We start from the raw sequence: 22,319 nt of genomic DNA on the forward strand, positions 1-22,319 counted from the left end.
TCTGTGTTTCTGCCTCGAAAGTCAGGTTAACCGGGCGTGCAGCAACAGCTTATTTTTACTGTAGCAAAATGCAGGCAAGGCCCATTCCTGCGGGGTTTCGGCCGGTTTTGTGATCTCTAGCAGACAAGCCCCTCACTGTCGAGATATGGCGCTCGTGGTCCTTTGCGTATACTGCGCAGATGTTTTTCCCAACGGCTTTGCGTCCGCGGTACGCCAAATGGCTGATCGCAACCGGACTCTTCCTGATGCTCGGTGGCTGTGTTGATAAACCCAACACGCTCGAGCGCGTAAAGGAGGATGGTGTGCTGCGGGTGGTTACCCGAAACAGCCCCGCCACCTACTTTCAGGATCGCAACGGTGAGACCGGCTTCGAATACGAGCTGGTGAAGCGCTTCGCCGACGATCTGGGGGTCGAGCTCAAGATCGAGACCGCCGACAACCTTGATGACCTGTTCAACCAGGTCGGCAAGCCCAATGGCCCGGTGCTGGCGGCTGCCGGCCTGGTCAGCAGCGAAGAGCGCAAGAAGCAGGTGCGCTTCTCCCACTCCTATCTGGAAGTCACCCCGCAGATCATCTATCGCAACGGCCAGTCCCGGCCAACCGATGCGAAGGATCTGGTGGGCAAGAAGATCATGGTGCTCAAGGGCAGCACCCACGCCGAACAACTGGCGCAGCTGAAACAGAAGTTTCCCGGCATCGAATACGAAGAGTCTGACGCGGTCGAGGTCGTCGATCTCCTGCGCATGGTGGATGAAGGTCAGATCGACCTGACCCTGGTCGACTCCAACGAAGTGGCGATGAACCAGGTGTACTTCACCAACATCCGGGTCGCCTTCGACCTCGGCGACGCCAGCAACCAGAGCTGGGCCGTCGCCCCGGGCGACGACAACAGCCTGCTCAACGAAATCAACGATTACCTCGACAAGGTCAAGAAGAACGGCACCCTGCAACGCCTCAAGGACCGCTACTACGGGCATGTCGACGTCCTCGGCTACATGGGCGCCACCACGTTTGCCCAACACTTGCAGCAACGCCTGCCCAAGTACGAACAGCACTTCAAGGCCTACGCCAAGAAGGAGAAAGTCGACTGGCGCCTGCTGGCGGCCATCGGGTACCAGGAGTCGTTGTGGCAACCGACGGTCACGTCCAAGACCGGCGTGCGCGGCCTGATGATGCTGACCCAGAACACCGCGCAGGCCATGGGCGTGTCCAACCGCCTGGACCCCAGGCAGAGCATCATGGGCGGCGCCAAGTACCTGGCCTACATGAAAGACCAGCTCGACGACTCGATTCAGGAGCCGGACCGGACCTGGTTTGCCCTGGCGGCCTACAACGTCGGCAGCGGCCACCTGGATGACGCACGCAAACTGGCGGCCAAGGAAGGGTTGAACCCGGACAAATGGCTGGACGTGAAGAAGATCCTGCCGCGCCTGTCGGAAAAGAAGTGGTACAGCAAAACCCGTTACGGCTACGCCCGTGGCGGCGAACCGGTGCATTTCGTGGCGAACATCCGTCGCTACTACGACATCCTGACCTGGGTCACGCAGCCGCAGCTTGAAGGCGACCAGGTCGCCGAGGGCAAACTGCTTGTTCCGGGGATCGACAAGAGCAAGCCGTCGCAGGAACCTGCACCGCTCTGACAATCACCACCAATCAAATGTGGGAGCGGGCTTGCTCGCGAAGGCAATTTATCATCCAACATCTCTGTTGGCTGATACTCCGCTTTCGCGAGCAAGCCCGCTCCCACATTGGTTTTTGTGTTCGGCTTAGGCTTTTGCGGCAGCCGCCAGAATCAACGCCTTCATCTCCGAAACAGCCGACTTGAAGCCAACGAACAGCGCATGGGCCACCAGCGCATGGCCGATGTTCAGTTCGTTGATGCCCTTGATCGCCGCCACGGCTTCAACGTTGTGATAGTGCAGGCCATGGCCGGCATTGACGATCAGGCCCTGGGCCAGACCGAAGGCCACGCCATCGGCTACACGCTTGAGTTCTTCGGCGACTTCGGTCGGCGTCTCGGCATCGGCATAACGCCCGGTGTGCAACTCGATGGCTGGCGCGCCGACACGACGGGAGGCTTCGATCTGGCGCTCATCGGCGTCAATGAACAGCGACACTTCGGAGCCGATCTTCGACAGACGCTCGACCGCCGCCTTGATCCGCGCCTCCTGCCCCGCCACATCCAGGCCACCTTCGGTGGTCAGCTCCTGACGGGTTTCCGGCACCAGGCAAATGTGCGCCGGGCGGATGCGCTCGGCGAACAACATCATTTCTTCGGTGACCCCCATTTCGAAGTTCATGCGGGTTTGCAGCACGTCCTTGAGCAGCAGAACGTCGCGCTCCTGAATGTGCCGACGGTCTTCGCGCAGGTGCACGGTGATGCCGTCGGCGCCCGCCTCTTCCGCGTCCAGTGCAGCCTTGACCGGGTCCGGGTAACGGGTGCCCCGGGCCTGACGCAGGGTGGCAACGTGGTCGATGTTCACGCCAAGAAGAATACGGGTGCTGGTGGTCACGGAAGCGCTCCAGAAGAAGAGAAAGTTCGGTGCACAGCATACGGTGTGATCAGGGCTTGCGAAACAGCTCGCGACTGACAAGTGGACGGCCGCCCAGGTGAACGGCCAACGCCTGGCGCATCAAGCGCTTGGCGGCAGACAGAGCGCCGGGGGCAGACCAGTCGGCTTCAGCCATGGCCAGCAATTCGGTGCCGTTGAACAGGCCCGGCTGCAGCAGGTAGACCCGCTCCAGCCCGGCATCCACTTGCAAACGGTAGAGACCGTCCGGCGCGATGGGTTGATCATGAATATCAGTCGTCAGGGAAAAACCGTAGCCGAGGTCATCGAGCAAGCGCCACTCGAAGGAACGCAGCAAGGGCTCCAGAGCACGACCTTCAGCCAGCGCCAGCAAAGTCGCAGCATAGTGATCGAATACGCCGGGATGAGGATCTTCGGCGGGCAACAGGCGAATCAGCAATTCATTGAGGTAAAGACCGCTGAACAGCGCCTCGCCATTGAGCCAGGTGGAGATGCCAGCACTCTCCATGCGCCCGACATTCTTCAGCTCGCCCTTGCCCCGGAACTCGACTTCCAATGGCACGAACGGCCGCGCCAGTGTCCCGGCCTTGCCCCGTGCACTGCGCAACACCGCCCGCAGCCGACCTTGCGGCGTAAGGAAGTCCACCAGCGCGCTGTTTTCACGGTAGGCGCGGGAGTGCAGGACATAGGCGGGTTGGGCGGGAGGCGGACTTTGCGACATGAATTTCTCGATGAAAGAGCGCAACTTTACAAACAACCCAAAACCAATGTGGGAGCGGGCTTGCTCGCGAAAGCGGTGTAACAGTCAACATCAAAGCTGAATGTTACATCCTCTTCGCGAGCAAGCCCGCTCCCACAGTAGATCTATGTGCTGCCTGATGTTTTACAGGTCGCCGTAACCCAACGAACGCAATGCACGCTCGTCATCGGACCAGCCACCCTTAACCTTGACCCACAGGTTGAGCATGATCTTGGAGTCGAACAGCAGCTCCATGTCCTTGCGCGCTTCGGTGCCGATGCGCTTGATGCGCTCGCCCTTGTCGCCAATGATGATTTTTTTCTGGCCATCGCGCTCGACGAGGATCAAGGCATGAATGTGCAGGGTCTTGCCCTGCTGCTTGAATTCTTCGATTTCAACGGTGATCTGGTACGGCAGCTCGGCGCCCATCTGGCGCATGATTTTCTCGCGCACCAGTTCGGCGGCGAGGAAACGGCTGCTGCGGTCGGTGATCTGGTCTTCCGGGAAGAAGTGATCGTTTTCCGGCAGGTGCTCGGCAATCACGCGTTCCAGTGCATCGAGGTTATGCCCGTGCTGTGCGGAAATCGGGATGATCTGCGCATTCGGCAACTGCTCCTGCAACCAGCTCAGGTGCGGCATCAGCTCGGCCTTGTCTTCGATGCGGTCGGTCTTGTTCAACGCGACGATCAACGGGCCGGTCACGTACTGCACGCGCTCGAGAACCATCTGGTCTTCTTCGGTCCACTTGGTGCGGTCGACCACGAAGATAACCACGTCGACGTCTTTCAGCGCCGCCGAAGCGGTCTTGTTCATGTAGCGGTTCAGGGCCTTTTCGCCGCCCTTGTGCATACCAGGGGTGTCGACGTAGATCGCCTGCACATCGCCCTCGGTCTTGATACCGAGCATGTTGTGACGGGTGGTTTGCGGTTTGCGCGAGGTGATCGCCAGCTTCTGACCCAGGATGTGGTTCAGCAACGTGGACTTGCCCACGTTCGGACGGCCGACGATGGCAACATAGCCACAGCGAGTTGCATTTGTATCAGTCATTGCCATTCTCCACACCCAGGGCAATCAGTGCTGCGGCGGCCGCTACCTGTTCGGCAATACGACGACTCACACCCTGACCTCGGCTTTTTTCATTCAGTAAGATGATTTCGCATTCGACGAAGAACGTCCGGCAATGCGGCTCACCCTGGATATCCACCACTTCGTAACGCGGCAGCTCACAACCACGGGACTGCAGGAACTCTTGCAGGCGGGTCTTTGGATCTTTGTTGGTGTCGACCAGCGTCAAGCCTTCGAACTCGCCGGCCAGCCAGGCGAGCACACGCTCGCGGGCCATTTCCATGCCAGCATCGAGGTAGATCGCACCGATCAGCGCTTCGAGGGCATCGGCCAGAATCGACTCGCGACGGAAACCGCCGCTTTTCAGCTCGCCCGAGCCCAGGCGCAGGTATTCGCCCAGATCGAAACCACGGGCCAGTACGGCCAGGGTCTCACCTTTGACCAGACGCGCGCGCAAACGCGACAACTGGCCTTCGCGAGCCAGCGGGAAGCGCTCGAACAACGCCTCGCCGGCGACGAAGTTGAGAATGGCGTCACCGAGGAATTCCAGGCGTTCGTTGTTACGCCCGGCAAAGCTGCGGTGAGTCAGGGCCAGGACCATCAGTTCCTGATCCTTGAAGGTGTAGCCGAGCTGACGCTCTAGACGACTTAAGGAGACGCTCACGGTTTACCCACGCTGAGTTCGTGGCTGGATTCCACCGCCATCGCCGTAAGTTGGCGCAGGCTTGGGACAATTAAAGCTGTGTTCAAAAATAACGTCCTGAATATCATTGTTTTCATGCCTCTGGCGCCCATTGTGCCGGCTCCAGAAATGCATTCGGCGCTGTGTTCAACAGCGCCGTGTCTGATTACTTGATCAGGCCAACCCGCGAGAAATTCGGCAGGTGGCTGAGTTTGGGTTCCGGCCAGCTCATCCAGACCGCAAAGGCCTTGCCGACGATATTCTTGTCGGGAACCATGCCCAGCAGATCCTTGGGAATGTTCGGATCATCCCAGTAGCGACTGTCGTTGGAGTTGTCGCGGTTGTCGCCCATCATGAAGTAGTGCCCGGCCGGCACGGTCCACGAATGGTCCGGCATTGCGCGGTAGCGGCTCATTTCCTTGCGGATCATGTGCTCGGCCACACCGAGTTTTTCCTTGTAGAGCTCAGCGCTGCCCAGCGTGCCCGGCTCGGAGCCGACCAGTTGCTCGGCAATCGATTGACCGTTGACGAACAGGCGCTTGTCGGCGGTGTAGCGAACCGTGTCGCCCGGCAATCCAACCACACGCTTGATGTAGTTGACGTTCGGGTCGCTCGGGTAGCGGAACACCATCACATCGCCGCGCTGCGGATCACCGACTTCGATGACTTTCTTGTCGATCACCGGCAAGCGGATCCCGTAGGAAAACTTGCTCACCAGGATGAAGTCGCCGACATCCAGGGTTGGCTTCATCGAACCGGAAGGAATCTGGAACGGTTCCACCAGGAACGAACGCAGCACCAGCACGATGAACAACACCGGGAAGAACGACTTGCCGTATTCAACCAGCAGCGGCTCTTTGTTCAGCTTCTCGACCACGACCATGTCAGGCTGGCTGACGCTGCCCTGATAGGAAGCGATGGCGGCACGCCGACGCGGGGCCAGGATCAACAGATCGAGCAACGCCAACAGGCCGCAGACGAACACGGCGATGACCAGCAACAGCGGGAAATTTAGCGACATAGGACCTAACTATCCAACCTGAGCACTGCAAGGAAGGCTTCCTGTGGAATCTCCACGTTGCCGACCTGCTTCATGCGTTTCTTACCGGCCTTTTGCTTCTCCAGCAGTTTCTTCTTACGGCTGACGTCACCACCGTAGCATTTGGCCAATACGTTCTTTCTGAGCGCCTTGACGGTTGTCCGCGCCACAATCTGCCCGCCAATGGCGGCCTGGATTGCCACGTCGAACATCTGCCGCGGAATCAGTTCTTTCATCTTCTCGGTCAACTGGCGACCTTTGTAGTGCGAGTTGTCACGGTGCACGATCAGCGCCAGAGCGTCGACCTTGTCACCGTTGATCAGCACGTCCAGTTTCACCAGGCTAGCCGATTGATAACGATCGAAATGGTAGTCCAGCGAAGCATAGCCGCGGCTGGTGGATTTCAGGCGGTCGAAGAAGTCCAGCACCACTTCGTTCATCGGCAGGTCGTAGGTCACTTGTACCTGGGAGCCGAGGAACAGCATGTCAACCTGCACACCACGTTTTTCGATGCACAGGGTAATGACGTTGCCCAGATGCTCTTGCGGCACAAGAATATTGGCCCGCACGATCGGCTCACGCATGTCTTCGATCGAGGACAGGTCCGGGAGCTTCGACGGGTTATCGACGTAGATCGTCTCGCCGGTCTTGAGCAGCAGCTCGAAGATTACCGTCGGCGCCGTGGTGATCAGGTCCAGGTTGTACTCGCGCTCCAGGCGCTCCTGGATGATTTCCATGTGCAGCATGCCGAGGAAGCCGCAACGGAAGCCGAAGCCCAGTGCGTCAGAGCTTTCCGGCGTGTATTGCAGCGACGAGTCGTTCAGGGTGAGCTTTTGCAGCGCTTCGCGGAAATCTTCGAAGTCGTCGGAGCTGACCGGGAACAGACCGGCGTAAACCTGCGGCTGAATACGTTTGAAGCCTGGCAGTACATCAACGTCCGGCGTCGAGCTCAAGGTCAGGGTGTCGCCCACTGGCGCACCGTGAATGTCCTTGATGCTGGCGATGATGAAGCCCACTTCACCGGCCTTGAGGTCAGCGGTAGGGGTGTGCTTCGGGTTGAATACACCGACGCTGTCTACCAGATGGATCTTGCCGGTGGACTTGACCAGGATCTTGTCGCCCTTCTTCACACGACCGTGGCGCACGCGCACCAGGGAAACAACACCCAGGTAGTTGTCGAACCAGGAGTCGATGATCAACGCTTGCAGCGGATCTTCGTAGTTGCCGGTCGGTGCAGGAATGGTGGCGACCAGGCGCTCGAGCACTTCGTCGACACCCAGGCCGGTCTTGGCCGAGCACTCGACCGCATCGGTGGCATCGATGCCGATGATTTTTTCGATTTCTTCTTTAACACGGTCCGGATCGGCCTGTGGCAGGTCGATCTTGTTCAGCACGGGCATCACTTCCAGGCCCTGCTCGATCGCGGTGTAGCAGTTGGCAACCGACTGCGCTTCAACGCCTTGACCGGCATCGACCACCAGCAGCGCGCCTTCACAGGCAGCCAACGAACGGCTCACCTCATAGGTAAAGTCAACGTGGCCGGGGGTATCAATGAAGTTCAGCTGGTAGTTGATACCGTCGCGAGCCTTGTAATACAAGGTGACGCTGTGCGCCTTGATGGTGATCCCGCGTTCACGCTCAAGGTCCATGGAGTCCAGGACCTGGGCTTCCATTTCGCGCTCGGCGAGGCCGCCACACATCTGGATGAAGCGATCGGCCAGCGTCGACTTGCCATGGTCAATGTGGGCGATGATGGAGAAATTGCGGATATGACTCAAATCACTCACGGATCAACACTCAAAAAGGCTGCAGGCATAGCCCGCCGAAAAATAGCCGGGAATTGTACCTGATCCACGGCGCAAGCGTCACGTTCGCAGGTCAGACGGCGCCTACAAAAACGCCCCGGTCTTGCGACAAGGGCGTCTTTTAGCGTCAAAGCGGTCGAAAAATGCCCGCCATCAACCTGCTCGACGCAACAGCCAGAGCCCCGCCACGGCACAAACACCCGCCGGCACCAGCACCGAAAGCAACGGCGGGAAGCCGAACACCTGGCTCGAAGGCCCCAGCAGATCCTGAACGATGCGGAAGGTGAAGCCCACCAGCACGCCGGTGAACACCCGCTGACCCAGGGTCACCGAACGCAGCGGACCAAAGATGAAGGAAATCGCCATCAACACCAGAGCGGCAGTCACCAGCGGCTGCAACACCTTGACCCAAAATGCCAGCCAGTAGCGGCCATTGTTCAGCCCCTGGTCCGCCAGATAGTGGATGTAACTCCACAGGCCACTGATCGACAGCGACTCGGGCACCATGACCACGGTGTTCAGCAACTGCGGACTCAACGCAACGTCCCAGCGCTCTTGCGGGGTCGAAACCACTTCGGTGCTGCGCTCGTGGAACAGCGTGGTCGTGACATCCGACAACTGCCAGTGATCGTTTTCGAAGTTGGCACGCTTGGCGAAACTCGCCGACAGCATGTGCCGCTCTTTGTCGAAGCGATAACGGGTCACGCCATACAGGATCCCGTTGGGTTGTACCGAGTTGACGTGAATGAACTCATCGCCCTGGCGGTGCCACAAGCCGTGCCTGGCGCTTTGTGCATCACCGCTGCCCTGGGCCAGCGAGCGATTGGCCTGCGCGGCGGTTTCAGCGGGCGGAGCGACGTACTCGCCGACCAGCACGCCGGCCAGCATCAATACCAGCATCGGCTTCATGACCGCCCAGACGATCCGGCCGATCGACACGCCGGCGGCGCGCATGATGGTCAGCTCACTGTTGCTGGCCAGGCTGCCCAGACCGATCAGGCAGCCGATCAGCGCAGCCATCGGCAGCATTTCGTACATCCGGCGCGGAGCGGTCAACAACACATAACTCAGCACATCGACCAGGGTGTAGGTATCGCTGATGTCCCCCATCTCGTCGATGAAGGCAAACAGTGTCGCCAGACCAAGAATGATCCCGAGCACCGCCAGGATCGCCATGAACACACTGCTACCAATGTAGCGATCAAGCTTAACCACGGGCCACCTCCAGCGCGCTGCGGCGACTCGCCCTCTTCAAGCGCAAGGGCTCCCAGTAGAGCAAGCCCAGGCCGATGGACAGGAAAATCCCGTGCACCCACCACAAGCCAAACACCGCAGGGATCTTGCCCTTGTCGAGGGCACCGCGGGCGGCGATCAAAATGGTCAGGTAAGCCATATAAAGAAGAATCGCCGGCAGTAACTTGAGGAATCGGCCCTGACGCGGGTTGACCCGTGACAGCGGCACCGCCATCAAGGTCACGATGAACACCAGCAACGGCAGAGACATGCGCCATTGCAGCTCGGCGCGCATGCGAATGTCGTCACTGCCGATCAATGTACGGGTCGGCATTGCATCACGGTCGGTGACTTCGTCACTGACTTCCGGTTTTGGCAGCAACACACCGTACTCGTCATACTTGATCGCCCGGTAGTCGGCCTGCCCCGGACTACCGTCATAGCGATAGCCGTTATCAAGGATCAGGTAGCGGTTGCCGTCCGGACGAATTTCCTGGCGGCCCCTTTCCGCCACCAGCACAGAAATCCCGCGATCCTTGTTATTGGAACTGATGTTCTTTTGCGAGATGAACACACCACCCAGATTGACGCGGTCATCGGACATGCTCTCGGTGTAGGTGACCCGGGTGCCGTCACGCAAAGCCTGGAAACGCCCTGGCTCCAGGGTATCGAATTCGGTCAGGGCATCCTGCTTGTTCAGCAGCAACTGAAACTGATTGGCCCCCTGTGGCGCCAGGCTCAGGCTCAGCCACGCCACGACGAGCGCAACCAGGGTGGCCGGGAACAGCGTCATGCAAAACAGCCGCTGTTGGCTCATGCCCGTGGCCGAGAGCACGGTCATTTCGCTTTCGAGGTACAGGCGCCCGTAGGACAACAGGATCCCGAGAAACAGCCCCAGCGGCAGGATCAGCTGGAGGAAGCCCGGCAGGCGATAGCCCATGATCAGGAACAACGACCCCGGATCCAGCAGGCCCGAAGCCGCCTGGGCGAGGTATTTGATGAAGCGACCGCTCATGATGATGACCAGCAGCACGGCACTGACGGCGCTCAAGGTCAACAGGACTTCGCGGGATAGATAGCGGAAGACGATCAAACCAGACACTCCAGGGTTGTCAGGCTAAGGCGGCCAAACAAGCAAACGTATCGGACAGCCCGCAAGGCAGAGCCGCCGAAAAAAGATGGCGCATTATCCTGTGATTGGGTGCGCCTGTCACTGCGCAATGCATCCCCCCCTTGTAGGAGCGAGCCTGCTCGCGATGGTCGTCAACGATAACGCGGGGAGCCTGACACCCTGCGTCACTCTTGGGTTCTTCGCGAGCAGGCTCGCTCCTACATTCGTGCGGCCGAGGGTTGTCAGGCGCAGCTGGCGAGGTTCAAACTGCGGCCTTTGTCGCCGGTCGATCCTGGCGCCTTTCTGTTTATAAGCAATCGACGCACATAAGGTGTCGGGCGCATGCGTGATAACCATCAATTCAGGGACCCGGACATGGAACTGGTTGTAAAAAGCGTCAACCCCGAAACGTTGAAGACCGCCACTCTCGTGGTCTCCGTTGGCGAAGGCCGCAAGCTCGGCGGTGTTGCCAGACAACTCGACGAACTGAGCGGCGGCGCAATCAGCACTGTGCTCAAGCGCGGCGACCTGGCCGGCAAGGTCGGCCAGGGCCTGCTGCTGCACAGCCTGCCGAACCTCAAGGCCGAGCGTGTGCTGCTGGTGGGCGTTGGCAAGGACGACGAACTGGGTGACCGCCCGTTTCGCAAGATCATCGCCGGTATTCTCAATACCCTCAAAAGCCTGGGCGGCAGCGATGCAGTGCTGGCCCTGGATGAAGTGGTCGTCAAAGGCCGCGACAGTTATGGCAAGACCCGCCTGCTGGCCGAAACCCTGGTGGACGGCGAGTACAGCTTCGACCAGTTCAAGAGCCAGAAAGCCGAACCTCGCGCGCTGAAGAAAATCACCCTGCTGACCATCAAGGCCGCCCAGGCTGAAGTGCAACGCGCCGTGACCCACGCCACCGCCATCGCCAACGGCATGGCCTTCACCCGTAACCTGGGTAACCTGCCGCCGAACATCTGTCACCCGACCTTCCTCGGTGAGCAGGCCAAAGACCTGGGCAAAGAATTCAAGGACCTGAAAGTCGAAGTCCTCGACGAGAAGAAGATCAAGGCCCTGGGCATGGGCTCGTTCTACGCCGTCGGCCAGGGCAGCGCCCAGCCTCCGCGCCTGATCGTCATGCAATACAACGGTGGCAAGAAATCCGAGAAGCCGTACGCGCTGGTCGGCAAAGGCATCACCTTCGACACCGGCGGCATCAGCCTCAAGCCGGGCGCCGGCATGGATGAAATGAAGTACGACATGGGCGGCGCCGCCAGCGTGTTCGGCACCCTGCGTGCCGTGCTCGAGCTGAAGCTGCCGATCAACCTGGTGTGCATCCTGGCCTGCGCCGAAAACATGCCGAGCGGCAACGCTTCGCGCCCGGGGGACATCGTCACCACCATGAGCGGCCAGACCGTGGAAATCCTCAACACCGACGCCGAAGGCCGTCTGGTGCTGTGTGACGCCCTGACCTACTCCGAGCGCTTCAAGCCGCAAGCGGTCATCGACATCGCGACCCTGACCGGCGCCTGCGTGGTTGCCCTGGGTTCCCACACCTCGGGCCTGCTGGGCAACAATGACGAACTGATCGGCCAACTGCTGAGCGCCGGCAAAGCTGCCGACGACCGCGCCTGGCAACTGCCGCTGTTCGATGAGTACCAGGAACAGCTGGACAGCCCGTTCGCCGACATCGCCAACATTGGCGGCCCGAAAGCCGGCACCATCACTGCGGCCTGCTTCCTGTCGCGCTTCACCAAGAACCTGAACTGGGCGCACCTGGACATCGCCGGCACGGCCTGGACCAGCGGCGGCAAGGACAAGGGCGCCACTGGCCGTCCGGTTCCCCTGCTGACCCAATACCTGCTGGACCGCGCCAAAGCCTGAAACCGTTGATGGGCGGCGGCGTCACTTTTCGGTGACGCCGCTTGCCGCTCTGGAACTGCAATGACCAAAGTCGACTTCTATATCCTGCCCAGCGCCGATCCTTCGGCACGCCTGGACTTTGCCTGCAAGCTCACCGAGAAAGCCTGGCGCATGGGCCACCGCATCTACCTGCATTGCAGCGACGCGGCCCAGCGTGACGATCTCGATGCGCGGCTGTGGGCGTTCAAGGGCGAAAGCTTCGTGCCCCACGGCCCCGCCGACACCGAGCCTGAGGGTTTGATTGTCCTGGGGTTGGGCGATGACTGCGGTCAACATCAGGATTTGCTGGTCAATCTCGACCTGAAAGTCCCGGCCTTCGCCAACAGGTTCGCCCGGGTGGCGGAAGTGGTGGTGGAGGATCCGACGATCAGAGCGGCCGCGCGGGAGAGTTTCCGTTTCTACCGCGAACAGGGCTATCCTCTGCAAGATCACCGTTTACAGCGACTCTGAGCCTTCCAATGGACACTCCAAAACCGCTGCAACAGTCCGCGCACCTGCTGGACGACCTTGAGTCGATCCGCCAATTGCTCGGCGATGACAACCTGCAACCGCCTCTGCTGACCGACACGGTCGAGGAAGGTGATCAGGAACAGATTCCCATGTTGTTCGACGCCGTGGGCGAGCCTTCGCCACCCGTCGTACCGACAACGCCTGCCCCGATCGTTGAACCCGTCACCGCGGCGACGTCGGCGCCCGCCCCCAGCAAGAACCCGGATGACTTGCTGCACCTGGACAGCGAATTGCGCGCTGCCGCGCAATTGATCATGCAAGACGTGATCGACGATTTCGCCCCGCACATCGAGACCGAAATCAAACGCCGCCTCAGTGCACGACTGGAGCGTTTGTTGAGCCAGTACAACGACTGACCACAACGCATATGGCTCTACTGTAGGAGCGAGCTTGCTCGCGAAGGACGTTAATGATTACGCGCGTTGTCTGGATAAACGCGTCGTCCTCCAGTCTTTCGCGAGCAAGCTCGCTCCTACAGAAGAAGCAGCGTTCAGGTGCTCAAGTAGCGTCCGATCAACGCGATCCCGCTGGCCAGCACCAGCCACGTCACCAGGCGCACAAACGCCTCGCGGGACAAGCGCATGGTCAACCTCCGGCCAACCCACAGCCCCAGCACCATCGCCGGCAACAGACAAACCGCAAGCACCAGCAACGGCAAATCGGCATACACACCGGCGATTGCAAACAGGCTCAAACGCACCACCGTACTGCAACTGATCAGCGCACTCTGGGTGGCCCGGGCCGCCTCCTTGGGCAACCGGCTGTTCAAATAGATCGCATAGAGAAAGCCGCCGCTGCCAAACAACGCGCCAAACATTCCACCCACCGTCCCCATCGGCAGCGCCCACGCGGCAGACAACTGCGCCGGACGGACCTTTATCCACAGGCTGTAAATTGCATAGGCGCTGATAAACAGCCCCATCAGCAGCAGCAACAGGTCGGATTTCAGGTTCAGCAGGAATATCACGCCAAGTGTGCAGCCCACCGCCATGCACGGCAGCAACCGCAACAGCTCCGGCCTCGCCACATCGCGCCGCGAAGGCAACAGATTGCCGAATGCCGCGACAAAATCCAGCAACACCAGTAAAGGCACGATCTTCGACAGCGGCATGAACAGAATCAGAATCGGTCCCGCCACCAGCGCGGTGCCGAAACCGGCGATACCGAACACGATGTAGGCCAGGGCGATGCCCGCACCGATTACCAACCAGTCCAGCGGGCCAAAGGGCCATTGGTTCAACATTTCAAACACATTCATCCGAACATCTTCCTTGATCACATGAGGCGACTTTACCTCTGTGGGAGCGAGCTTGCTCGCGATGGCGCTCTGTCTGGCAAATCAATGCTGAATTTGCGGGCCCCATCGCGAGCAAGCTCGCTCCCACATAAATGCCCTCAATGGATTTGTGAGCAGTCGTGGAGATTGCCAGGCAAATGCCTTTAAACTGCGCCCCATGATTAAAGATCCCTTTGCAAGACTCGGCCTGGACCGCGAAGTCCTGACCGTCAGCCAGCTCAACGGCCGCGCGCGGGTGTTGCTTGAAGACGTGTTCAGCAACATCTGGGTCGAAGGCGAAATCTCCAACCTCGCCCGCCCGGCTTCCGGCCACGTGTATTTCACCCTCAAGGACAGCGGCGCCCAGGTGCGTTGCGCATTGTTCCGGCAGAACGCGGCACGGGTTCGCCAGGCCTTGAAAGACGGCCTGGCGGTCAAGGTCCGTGGCAAGGTCTCGCTGTTCGAGGGACGCGGTGATTATCAGCTGATCCTCGACACCGTGGAGCCGGCCGGCGACGGAGCCTTGCGTCTGGCGTTCGATGCACTCAAGGAAAAGCTCAGCGCCGAAGGCCTGTTCAGTGCCGAGCGCAAGGTGCCGTTGCCGGCGCATCCACAACGCATCGGCATCATCAGTTCGCCCACTGGGGCGGTGATCCGCGACATCATCAGCGTGTTCCGCCGTCGTGCACCGCAGGTGCAATTGACCCTGATCCCTACCGCCGTACAGGGCCGCGAAGCCACAGCGCAGATTGTCCGCGCCTTGAAACTGGCCGATGCCCGCGGTTTCGACGCGCTGATCCTGGCCCGGGGCGGTGGCTCGCTGGAAGATCTCTGGTGCTTCAACGAAGAAGCCGTGGCCCGCGCCGTAGACGCTTGCGTGACGCCGATTGTCAGCGCGGTCGGCCATGAAACCGACGTGTCGATCAGCGACTTCGTGGCCGACGTGCGCGCGCCCACCCCTTCCGCTGCCGCCGAATTGCTGGCACCGGACTCCAGCGACCTGATGCGTCGGGTCGAAAGCCTGCACCGACGGCTGGTGATGCGCATGCGTGACCGCTTGATGCGCGACCGCCTGCGCCTGGAAGGCGTTTCCCGACGTCTGCGCCATCCCGGCGAGCGCCTGCGCCAGCAAGCGCAACGCCTGGATGACCTGGACATGCGCATGCGCCGCGCGTTCGAGCGCAGCCTCAACACCCGCCGCGAACGCTTGATCCGCCTGGAAACCCGTCTGGCTGCACAACATCCGGGCCGGCAACTGGCAATGCTTCGCCAGCGCCTCGACAGCCTGGCCGAACGCCTGCCGCGCGCGATCCGCGAAGGGCTGAAAAACCGTCGCCTGCAGTTGCACAGCCAGATGCAAACACTGCATGTGGTCAGCCCGTTGGCGACCCTCGGCCGTGGCTACAGCATCTTGCTGGACGAGCGCGGCAACGCGATCCGCAACGCCGCGCAAACCCATACCGGCCAGCGCCTGAAGGCCAAACTGGGCGAAGGCGAACTGCAAGTGCGGGTCGAAGACAATCACCTGACGCCCGTCACCCTTTCTTTACTGGATTGATCCATGCCGCGTTTCTTTGCTCCGTTGCTGTTGCTGCTCCTGACCTTCAACGCCCATGCCGACAGCTACATTACTCGCCAGTTGAACAAACCGGTGCCGGGAGGCGTTGCGGTGGTGGACCTTGGCACGTCCGCCCAGGCGCCAAAAGCCACTTATCAAGGCAAACCGGTGCTGGTAGTGAAGGAACAGAACAACTGGCTGGCCATTGTCGGCCTGCCGCTGACGGTCAAGCCGGGGGTTCAATCGGTCAGCAGCGGCGGCCGAAATCTGAATTTTACGGTTGGCAACAAGAAATACCCGGAACAGCGCATCACCCTGAAGAACACCCAACAGGTCAATCCGGACCCGGAAAATCTCAAGCGCATCGAGCGTGAACTGGCTGAGCAGATTACTGCCTACCGCACGTTCAGCCCCAACACCCCGAGCAACCTGCTGCTGGACAAACCGGTGAGCGGGCCGCTGTCGAGCAAGTTCGGCGTGCGGCGCTTTTTCAACGGTGAAGAACGCAACCCCCACTCAGGCCTGGACTTCGCCGTACCCGGCGGTACGCCAATCAAGACCCCGGCCGCCGGCAAGGTGATCCTGATCGGCAACTACTTCTTCAATGGCAACACAGTGTTCGTCGACCATGGCCAGGGCTTTATCAGCATGTTCTGCCACATGTCGAAAATCGACGTGAAGGTGGGGCAGCCACTGGCCCGTGGTGACGTGGTCGGCAAAGTCGGCGCGACCGGCCGCGCGACCGGACCGCACATGCACTGGAACATCAGCCTGAACGATGCGCGGGTCGATCCGGCTATCTTCATTGGTGCGTTTCAGCCCTGAATCCTAGCCGAGGCCGATAGCCTCTTCGCGGGCAAGCCCGCTCCCACAGGGATTGCGCTGTACCTGTGGGAGCGGGCTTGCTCGCGATGGCAATATCACAGACACCGAAAGCAGTCCGGCAGTGTCACATCATCAATTGCGCACCACTCAAACCTCGCGCAAACAACAAAACAATCACTGCCAATCGCAGCAATAAAATCTCGATAAATACCCGCTCACGAGTATTCCTCTCAATTTTTTTCGACTGCTTGCCATCTTTCCCCCCCAAGGTTAGGGTTGAAGGCATGAAAACCTCTCACACCCTCATTCAGCTCCGCCAGCACCGCAGCCTGTGCCTTGTCAGTGCACGACTGCCGGGCTGAATCGTGGTGCCTCGTCCCAAGCGTTAGTCCAAGAACTTTTGATCCACCGGCAGGCCGCCTTTTTTCGGCCAACACAATAAGGATTTCCTGATGAGCATGCTCAAAGACCCGTCTTCGAAATACCGCGCGTTCCCGACCATCGACATTCCGGACCGCACCTGGCCGTCGAAAACCATCACCGCCGCGCCGATCTGGTGCAGCTCCGACCTGCGCGACGGCAACCAGTCGCTGATCGAACCGATGGACGCCGTCAAGAAGCTGCGTTTCTGGAAAACCCTGGTGCAGGTCGGCGTGAAGGAAATCGAAGCGTCGTTCCCGGCCGCCTCGCAAACCGACTTCGACTTCGTCCGCACCCTGATCGAAGGCAACCACATCCCGGACGACACCACCATCCAGGTGCTGACCCAGGGCCGTGAAGACCTGATCGAGCGCACCTTCGAATCCCTGCGCGGCGCGAAGAAAGCCATCGTTCACCTGTACAACGCGACCTCCCCTTCCTTCCGCCGCATTGTCTTCAACCAGGACAAGGACGGGGTCAAGGCCATCGCCGTGAACGCCGCCAAGCTGTTCGTCAAATACGCGGCCATGCAGCCGGACACCGAGTGGACCTTCGAATACTCGCCGGAAACCTTCAGCGCCACCGAAATGGAGTTCGCCAAGGAAGTCTGCGACGCGGTGATCGAAGTCTGGAACCCGACGCCCGAGCACAAGATGATCCTCAACCTGCCGGCCACGGTGGAATGCGCGACGCCGAACATCTATGCCGACCAGATCGAATGGTTTGGCCGTCACATCAACCGTCGTGACAGCGTGATCATCAGCCTGCACACCCACAACGACCGTGGCACCGGCGTTGCCGCCACCGAACTGGGCCTGATGGCTGGCGCCGACCGTGTCGAAGGCTGCCTGTTCGGCAACGGCGAGCGTACCGGTAACGTCGACCTCGTGACCGTGGCGTTGAACCTCTACACCCAGGGCGTGAACCCTGAGCTGGACTTCTCCGACATCGACGGCGTGCGCAAAGTCGTCGAAGAGTGCAACCAGATCCAGGTGCACCCGCGTCACCCGTACGTCGGCGACCTGGTGCATACCGCGTTCTCCGGCTCGCACCAGGATGCGATCCGCAAGGGCTTTGCCCAGCAGAAACCGGACGCACTGTGGGAAGTACCGTACCTGCCGATCGACCCGGCCGACATCGGCCGCAGCTACGAGGCGGTCATCCGCGTCAACAGCCAGTCGGGCAAGGGCGGTATCGCCTACCTGCTGGAACAGGAATACGGCATCAGCCTGCCGCGTCGCATGCAGATCGAGTTCAGCCAGGTCGTGCAGCGTGAAACCGACCGCCTGGGCCTGGAAATGACCGCCCAGCAGATCCACGCATTGCTGCACAGCGAGTACTTGCAGGCCAACACCCCGTACGCGCTGGTCAGCCATCGCCTGCAGGAAGAAAACGGTCACAGCGCCGTCGAAGTGGAAGTGGCCAGCCAAGGCCAGGGCGAGACTAACCTGCACTGGCGCGGCAAGGGCAACGGCGCCCTGGAGGCGCTGGTGGCCGGCTTGCCGGTACCGGTGGAAATCATGGATTACAACGAGCACGCCATCGGCGCTGGCACCAATGCCAAGGCTGCGGCCTACATTGAACTGCGAGTGAACGGCGAACGCGCGGTGCATGGCGTCGGCATCGACGAAAACATCACCACCGCCAGCTTCAAGGCCCTGTTCAGCGCACTGAACCGTTCGCTGAGCCAGCCGGAAGCGAAAGCGGCGTAAGCTGTCAGCCGAAAAGCAAAAGGCCCCGGGGTGTGAACCTCGGGGCCTTTTTGTTTGCCTGCAGATTTTTGTGGTGTCGTTGGGGGCCCTATCGCGAGCAGGCTCGCTCCCACATTGGATCGGTGTGAACACGGAAACTGTGGGAGCGAGCCTGCTCGCGAAGAGGCCAGGTCAGGCGGCGACGATCTCAGGTGAACTCGAAGGTATCGGCATCCAGATTCGCCGGAAACCGCGTGCGATACGCCGCCAGTTCCGCCGCATCCAGCACCACCTTGAACACCCCGTCAGCCTCTCCGGCACTGAGCAGCGTCTCGCCCTGGAAATCCAGGACCTGGCTGTCACCGGTATACGCAAAACCTTTGCCATCCGTGCCAATACGGTTCACCGCCGCCACATAGCACAGGTTCTCGATCGCCCGCGCCGGCAGCAAACGGTTCCAGTGCTGGCGCCGCGCACCAGGCCAGTTGGCGGTGTACAGCAGCAGGTCGGTGTCCTGGGCGTCACGGCTCCACACCGGGAAGCGCAGGTCGTAGCAAATCAACGGCCGTACTCGCCAGCCCTTGAGCTCGAACTGCACCTGGCGCTCGCCGGGGGTGTAGTGGTTATGCTCACCGGCCATGCGGAACAGGTGACGCTTGTCGTAATGCCACACCTCGCCATCCGGGCGTGCCCACAACAGGCGATTGCGATGACTGCCGTCGGCGGCCTGGACGATCACGCTACCGGTGATCACCGCATCAAGCCTCAAAGCCTGAGCCCGCAGCCATTTGCTGGTAGGCCCGTTTTCCGCTTCGGCGAGGGCTTCCGACTCCATGGAGAAACCGGTGGTGAACATCTCCGGCAGAATGATCAGGTCGGCGCCGCGAGCCTGCTCCAGCAACGGTTCGAAATGCTCAAGGTTGGCCTGGCGGTCGTGCCAGGCCAGGGACGTCTGGATCAGCGCAACGGTCAGTTTCGGCAATGCACTCAGATCACGCATAGTTTTTCCGCCGCTTCACGCAGGGTCTCCTCACGCTTGGCGAAGCACAGCCGCACCAGGCGTTGGCCGGCCGGTGGCGTCTGGTAGAACACCGAGATCGGGATACTGGCCACGCCGTGCTCGCGAGTCATCCACAGGGCCATCTCGACGTCATTGAGGTCCGGGCGGATCTGCGAGTAATCGACCAACTGGAAATAGGTGCCGGTCACCCGGGTGAAACTGAAACGCGACGGTGCCAGCAGATCGCAGAACAGATCACGCTTGGCCTGATAGAAAGCAGGCAGCTCTTCGACGTGCTCGGGATGCTCGGCCATAAAATCGGCCAAGGCATATTGCAGCGGCGTCACACCACAGAAATTGACGTACTGGTGCACCTTGCGCAATTCCGCCGTCAGGGCCGGCGGTGCGATCACATAACCGGTTTTCCAGCCGGTGACGTGGTAGGTCTTGCCGAACGAACTGACCACGAATGCACGCTGATACAGCTCTTCATGGGCCAGCACGCTGACGTGAGGCACGCCGTCATACACCAGGTGCTCGTAGACTTCGTCGCTGATCACATAGATATCGCGATCACGGATTAACGTCGCCAACTGGTCGAGTTCGTCACGGCTGATCAACGCACCGCTAGGGTTGTGCGGGGTGTTGAGAATGATCATCCGCGTGCGCGGGCTCAGTGCCTGAGCAAGCTTCTCGAAGTCGATACTGAAATCGTTCAGACCCAGTTGCACATGCACGCAACGGCCGCCTGCCAGCTCCACCGAAGGTTCGTAGCTGTCGTATGCCGGGTCAAACACAATGACTTCGTCACCGCTGTGGATAATCGCCTGAATGGCACAGAAAATCGCCTCGGTCGCGCCGGGGGTAACCGTCACTTCAGTATCCACATCCACCTGCACGCCATAACTGCGGGCGATCTTCGCCGCGATCTGCTGACGCAACACCGGCAGCCCGGTCATTGGCGAATACTGGTTATGGCCGCTGGCGATATGCCGGCCGACCGCATCGCACAGGGCCAGCGGGGCCGCGAAATCGGGAAAGCCCTGGGACAGATTGAGCGCGCCGGTCTGAGCCGCGAGCTGAGACATCTGAGTGAAGATAGTGATGCCGACATTCGGCAGCTTGCTGGTGATCATCGGTGGTTCCCTGCTCTACACCCGGCTCTACGGCGGCGCGGGGGAGTCCGAGGATAGCCCAAACGGCTGGCATGAAAAAGGGCGCCATTGGCGCCCTTTCCATCCCACGGGAAAAACCTCGATCAGCGCTTGTCGCGACGCTTCTTGTCGGCCTTCTTGTGGTGCGACATCAAGCGACGCTTCTTGTTGACCTGACGGTCGGTGAGCGTGTTCTTGTTGCCTTCGTACGGGTTCTCGCCACCCTTGAACTCGATGCGGATCGGCGTACCGACCAGCTTCAGCACACGGCGGTAGGTGTTTTCCAGGTAACGCACGTAGGACTTCGGCACCTTCTCGATCTGGTTGCCGTGGATCACGATGATCGGCGGGTTCGCGCCACCAAGGTGAGCATAACGCAGCTTGATCCGGCGGCTGTTGACCATCGGCGGCTGGTGTTCGCTGACCGCGTCTTCCAGGATCTGGGTCAGGCGGCTGGTCGGCCAACGGGTAACCGCGGACTTGAACGAGTTCTGTACCGACGCGTAGAGGTTGCCCACGCCGGTGCCGTGCAGTGCCGAGATAAAGTGAATATCGGCAAACTCGACGAAAAACAGACGACGCTGCAACTCGATCTTGACGAAGTCGCGCTCGCTCGGCGTCATGCCGTCCCACTTGTTGATCGCGATGACCAATGCACGACCGGCCTCAAGGGCAAAGCCCAGCAGGTTGAGGTCGTGATCCACCACGCCTTCGCGTGCGTCCATCACGAAGATCACCACGTTGGCGTCTTTGATCGCTTGCAGGGTTTTGACCACGGAGAACTTTTCGACTTCTTCGTGGATCTTGCCGCGCTTGCGCACACCGGCGGTGTCGATCAGCGTGTACTTCTCGTCGTTACGCTCGAACGGGATGTAGATACTGTCGCGGGTGGTGCCGGGTTGGTCATAGACGATTACCCGGTCTTCCCCGAGCATGCGGTTGACCAGGGTCGACTTGCCGACGTTCGGACGGCCGATGATGGCGATCTTGATCCCGTCTTTTTCGCTTGGACCAGGAATGCGCTTGGCTTCCTCGCCTTCGGCTACATCTTCTTCCTCGCCTTCTTCCAGCTCGTCTTCGTCTTTCGGGAAGTCACTCAGTGCGATTTCCAGCAACTGGGTGATACCACGGCCGTGGGCACCGGCGATCGGGATCGCGTGGCCCATGCCCAACGGGGCGAATTCGGCGCGGGCCATTTCCGGGTCGATGTTGTCGACCTTGTTGGCCACCACGTGGGAACGCTTGTTACGTTTGCGCAAATGCTCGGCGATCATCTGGTCGGCGGCGGTGAAGCCGGCCTTGGCATCTACCAGGAACAGAACGACATCCGCTTCTTCAATGGCCAGCAGCGACTGCTCGGCCATTTTTTCGTCCATACCGTGCTCGTCACCGGAGATACCGCCGGTGTCGATCAGAATGTAGGAACGCCCTTGCCACTTGGCCTCACCGTACTGGCGATCACGGGTCAGACCGGACAAGTCGCCGACGATGGCGTCACGAGTCCTGGTCAGGCGGTTGAACAAGGTGGACTTGCCGACGTTCGGTCGGCCCACCAGGGCGATTACGGGAACCATGCGGCTCTCCACTTCGTTATTTCAGAAAATACAAAAGCCGCTGCGAGGCAGCGGCTGGTGCTCGGGGCAATCACCGTGTGTTTTTTTGCAGGAGCGAGCTTGCTCGCGAAAAACGCAAAGACACCGCGTTTATCCAGATTGCCAACGTAATCGTTGACGTCCATCGCGAGCAAGCTCGCTCCTACACTCTTACAAACGGTG

Annotated in this window: 21 protein-coding genes; 7 read left to right on the forward strand and 14 right to left on the reverse strand. The window is 60.4% G+C overall.

Going from position 1 to position 22,319, the window contains the following annotated elements:
* Positions 1–179 precede the first annotated feature (179 nt).
* Entirely contained in the window at positions 180–1,640 is a 1,461-nt protein-coding gene (gene mltF / locus KGA98_RS03040; protein ID WP_079246808.1) for a membrane-bound lytic murein transglycosylase MltF, read from the forward strand.
* Between the two features lie 126 nt (positions 1,641–1,766).
* On the opposite strand, the gene pdxJ is transcribed toward mltF, so the two are convergent.
* The 8 genes from pdxJ to lptF form a co-directional block, all read right to left on the reverse strand.
* Positions 1,767–2,513, reverse strand: a complete 747-nt coding sequence (gene pdxJ, locus KGA98_RS03045) for a pyridoxine 5'-phosphate synthase (RefSeq protein WP_223501073.1) — start codon at positions 2,511–2,513, stop codon at positions 1,767–1,769.
* Between the two features lie 49 nt (positions 2,514–2,562).
* Positions 2,563–3,252 (reverse strand): DNA repair protein RecO, encoded by a 690-nt coding sequence (gene recO / locus KGA98_RS03050; RefSeq protein ID WP_154861696.1) that lies wholly within the window; start codon positions 3,250–3,252, stop codon positions 2,563–2,565.
* 162 nt (positions 3,253–3,414) lie between these two features.
* The gene (gene era / locus KGA98_RS03055) at positions 3,415–4,317 is read right to left on the reverse strand and encodes a GTPase Era (protein WP_007973959.1); all 903 of its coding nucleotides are present in this window, start codon (positions 4,315–4,317) and stop codon (positions 3,415–3,417) included.
* Entirely contained in the window at positions 4,310–4,999 is a 690-nt protein-coding gene (gene rnc, locus KGA98_RS03060; protein WP_008053221.1) for a ribonuclease III, read from the reverse strand. The genes era and rnc overlap by 8 nt, the downstream gene beginning before the upstream one ends.
* A 184-nt stretch (positions 5,000–5,183) precedes the next feature.
* A complete protein-coding gene (lepB, locus tag KGA98_RS03065; protein WP_057716283.1) occupies positions 5,184–6,038 on the reverse strand; it encodes a signal peptidase I in 855 nt (284 codons plus the stop codon).
* Positions 6,039–6,043: 5 nt separating this feature from the next.
* The gene (lepA, locus tag KGA98_RS03070) at positions 6,044–7,843 is read right to left on the reverse strand and encodes a translation elongation factor 4 (RefSeq protein ID WP_008053223.1); all 1,800 of its coding nucleotides are present in this window, start codon (positions 7,841–7,843) and stop codon (positions 6,044–6,046) included.
* Between the two features lie 171 nt (positions 7,844–8,014).
* A complete protein-coding gene (gene lptG / locus KGA98_RS03075) occupies positions 8,015–9,076 on the reverse strand; it encodes an LPS export ABC transporter permease LptG (protein ID WP_223501077.1) in 1,062 nt (353 codons plus the stop codon).
* Entirely contained in the window at positions 9,069–10,187 is a 1,119-nt protein-coding gene (lptF, locus tag KGA98_RS03080; protein WP_150813632.1) for an LPS export ABC transporter permease LptF, read from the reverse strand. The genes lptG and lptF overlap by 8 nt, the downstream gene beginning before the upstream one ends.
* A gap of 393 nt (positions 10,188–10,580) precedes the next feature.
* Between lptF and KGA98_RS03085 the strand changes: the two genes are divergently transcribed.
* From KGA98_RS03085 to KGA98_RS03095, 3 genes are read left to right on the forward strand one after another with little or no spacing between them, the layout of a single operon-like run.
* Entirely contained in the window at positions 10,581–12,071 is a 1,491-nt protein-coding gene (locus tag KGA98_RS03085) for a leucyl aminopeptidase (RefSeq protein ID WP_223501427.1), read from the forward strand.
* A gap of 60 nt (positions 12,072–12,131) precedes the next feature.
* Positions 12,132–12,560 carry a DNA polymerase III subunit chi gene (locus tag KGA98_RS03090; protein WP_223501079.1) on the forward strand — a complete coding sequence of 143 codons (429 nt, stop codon included), beginning with the start codon at positions 12,132–12,134 and terminating at the stop codon, positions 12,558–12,560.
* Positions 12,561–12,568: 8 nt separating this feature from the next.
* Positions 12,569–12,976, forward strand: a complete 408-nt coding sequence (locus tag KGA98_RS03095) for a DNA polymerase III subunit chi (RefSeq protein ID WP_150813630.1) — start codon at positions 12,569–12,571, stop codon at positions 12,974–12,976.
* Positions 12,977–13,110: 134 nt separating this feature from the next.
* On the opposite strand, the gene KGA98_RS03100 is transcribed toward KGA98_RS03095, so the two are convergent.
* Complete coding sequence (locus KGA98_RS03100; RefSeq protein WP_223501083.1) at positions 13,111–13,878, reverse strand: sulfite exporter TauE/SafE family protein; 768 nt, start codon at positions 13,876–13,878, stop codon at positions 13,111–13,113.
* Between the two features lie 196 nt (positions 13,879–14,074).
* Here KGA98_RS03100 and xseA point away from each other — a divergent pair, with 196 nt between their 5' ends.
* Positions 14,075–15,454: an exodeoxyribonuclease VII large subunit gene (gene xseA / locus KGA98_RS03105; protein WP_223501091.1), complete on the forward strand. Its 1,380-nt coding sequence runs from the start codon at positions 14,075–14,077 to the stop codon at positions 15,452–15,454.
* A gap of 3 nt (positions 15,455–15,457) precedes the next feature.
* On the forward strand, positions 15,458–16,279 hold the full coding sequence (locus KGA98_RS03110) for a peptidoglycan DD-metalloendopeptidase family protein (protein ID WP_223501100.1): 822 nt from the start codon (positions 15,458–15,460) through the stop codon (positions 16,277–16,279).
* A 124-nt stretch (positions 16,280–16,403) separates the two neighbouring features.
* Here the strand turns inward: KGA98_RS03110 and KGA98_RS03115 are convergent, their stop codons facing one another.
* The gene (locus tag KGA98_RS03115; protein ID WP_167362849.1) at positions 16,404–16,565 is read right to left on the reverse strand and encodes a hypothetical protein; all 162 of its coding nucleotides are present in this window, start codon (positions 16,563–16,565) and stop codon (positions 16,404–16,406) included.
* 166 nt (positions 16,566–16,731) lie between these two features.
* Here KGA98_RS03115 and leuA point away from each other — a divergent pair, with 166 nt between their 5' ends.
* On the forward strand, positions 16,732–18,411 hold the full coding sequence (leuA, locus tag KGA98_RS03120) for a 2-isopropylmalate synthase (protein ID WP_057716291.1): 1,680 nt from the start codon (positions 16,732–16,734) through the stop codon (positions 18,409–18,411).
* Between the two features lie 187 nt (positions 18,412–18,598).
* Here leuA and KGA98_RS03125 read toward each other — a convergent pair whose 3' ends face one another.
* The 4 genes from KGA98_RS03125 to KGA98_RS03140 form a co-directional block, all read right to left on the reverse strand.
* Positions 18,599–19,390 carry an amidohydrolase gene (locus KGA98_RS03125; protein WP_057716292.1) on the reverse strand — a complete coding sequence of 264 codons (792 nt, stop codon included), beginning with the start codon at positions 19,388–19,390 and terminating at the stop codon, positions 18,599–18,601.
* Positions 19,378–20,526, reverse strand: a complete 1,149-nt coding sequence (locus KGA98_RS03130) for a pyridoxal phosphate-dependent aminotransferase (protein ID WP_223501108.1) — start codon at positions 20,524–20,526, stop codon at positions 19,378–19,380. The genes KGA98_RS03125 and KGA98_RS03130 overlap by 13 nt, the downstream gene beginning before the upstream one ends.
* A gap of 122 nt (positions 20,527–20,648) precedes the next feature.
* On the reverse strand, positions 20,649–22,118 hold the full coding sequence (gene der / locus KGA98_RS03135; protein ID WP_057716294.1) for a ribosome biogenesis GTPase Der: 1,470 nt from the start codon (positions 22,116–22,118) through the stop codon (positions 20,649–20,651).
* A complete protein-coding gene (locus KGA98_RS03140) occupies positions 22,106–22,282 on the reverse strand; it encodes a hypothetical protein (RefSeq protein WP_157858934.1) in 177 nt (58 codons plus the stop codon). The genes der and KGA98_RS03140 overlap by 13 nt, the downstream gene beginning before the upstream one ends.
* Positions 22,283–22,319: the final 37 nt, after the last annotated feature.

It is taken from the genome of Pseudomonas sp. BF-R-24 (assembly GCF_019947335.1).
GTDB lineage: Bacteria > Pseudomonadota > Gammaproteobacteria > Pseudomonadales > Pseudomonadaceae > Aquipseudomonas > Aquipseudomonas jessenii.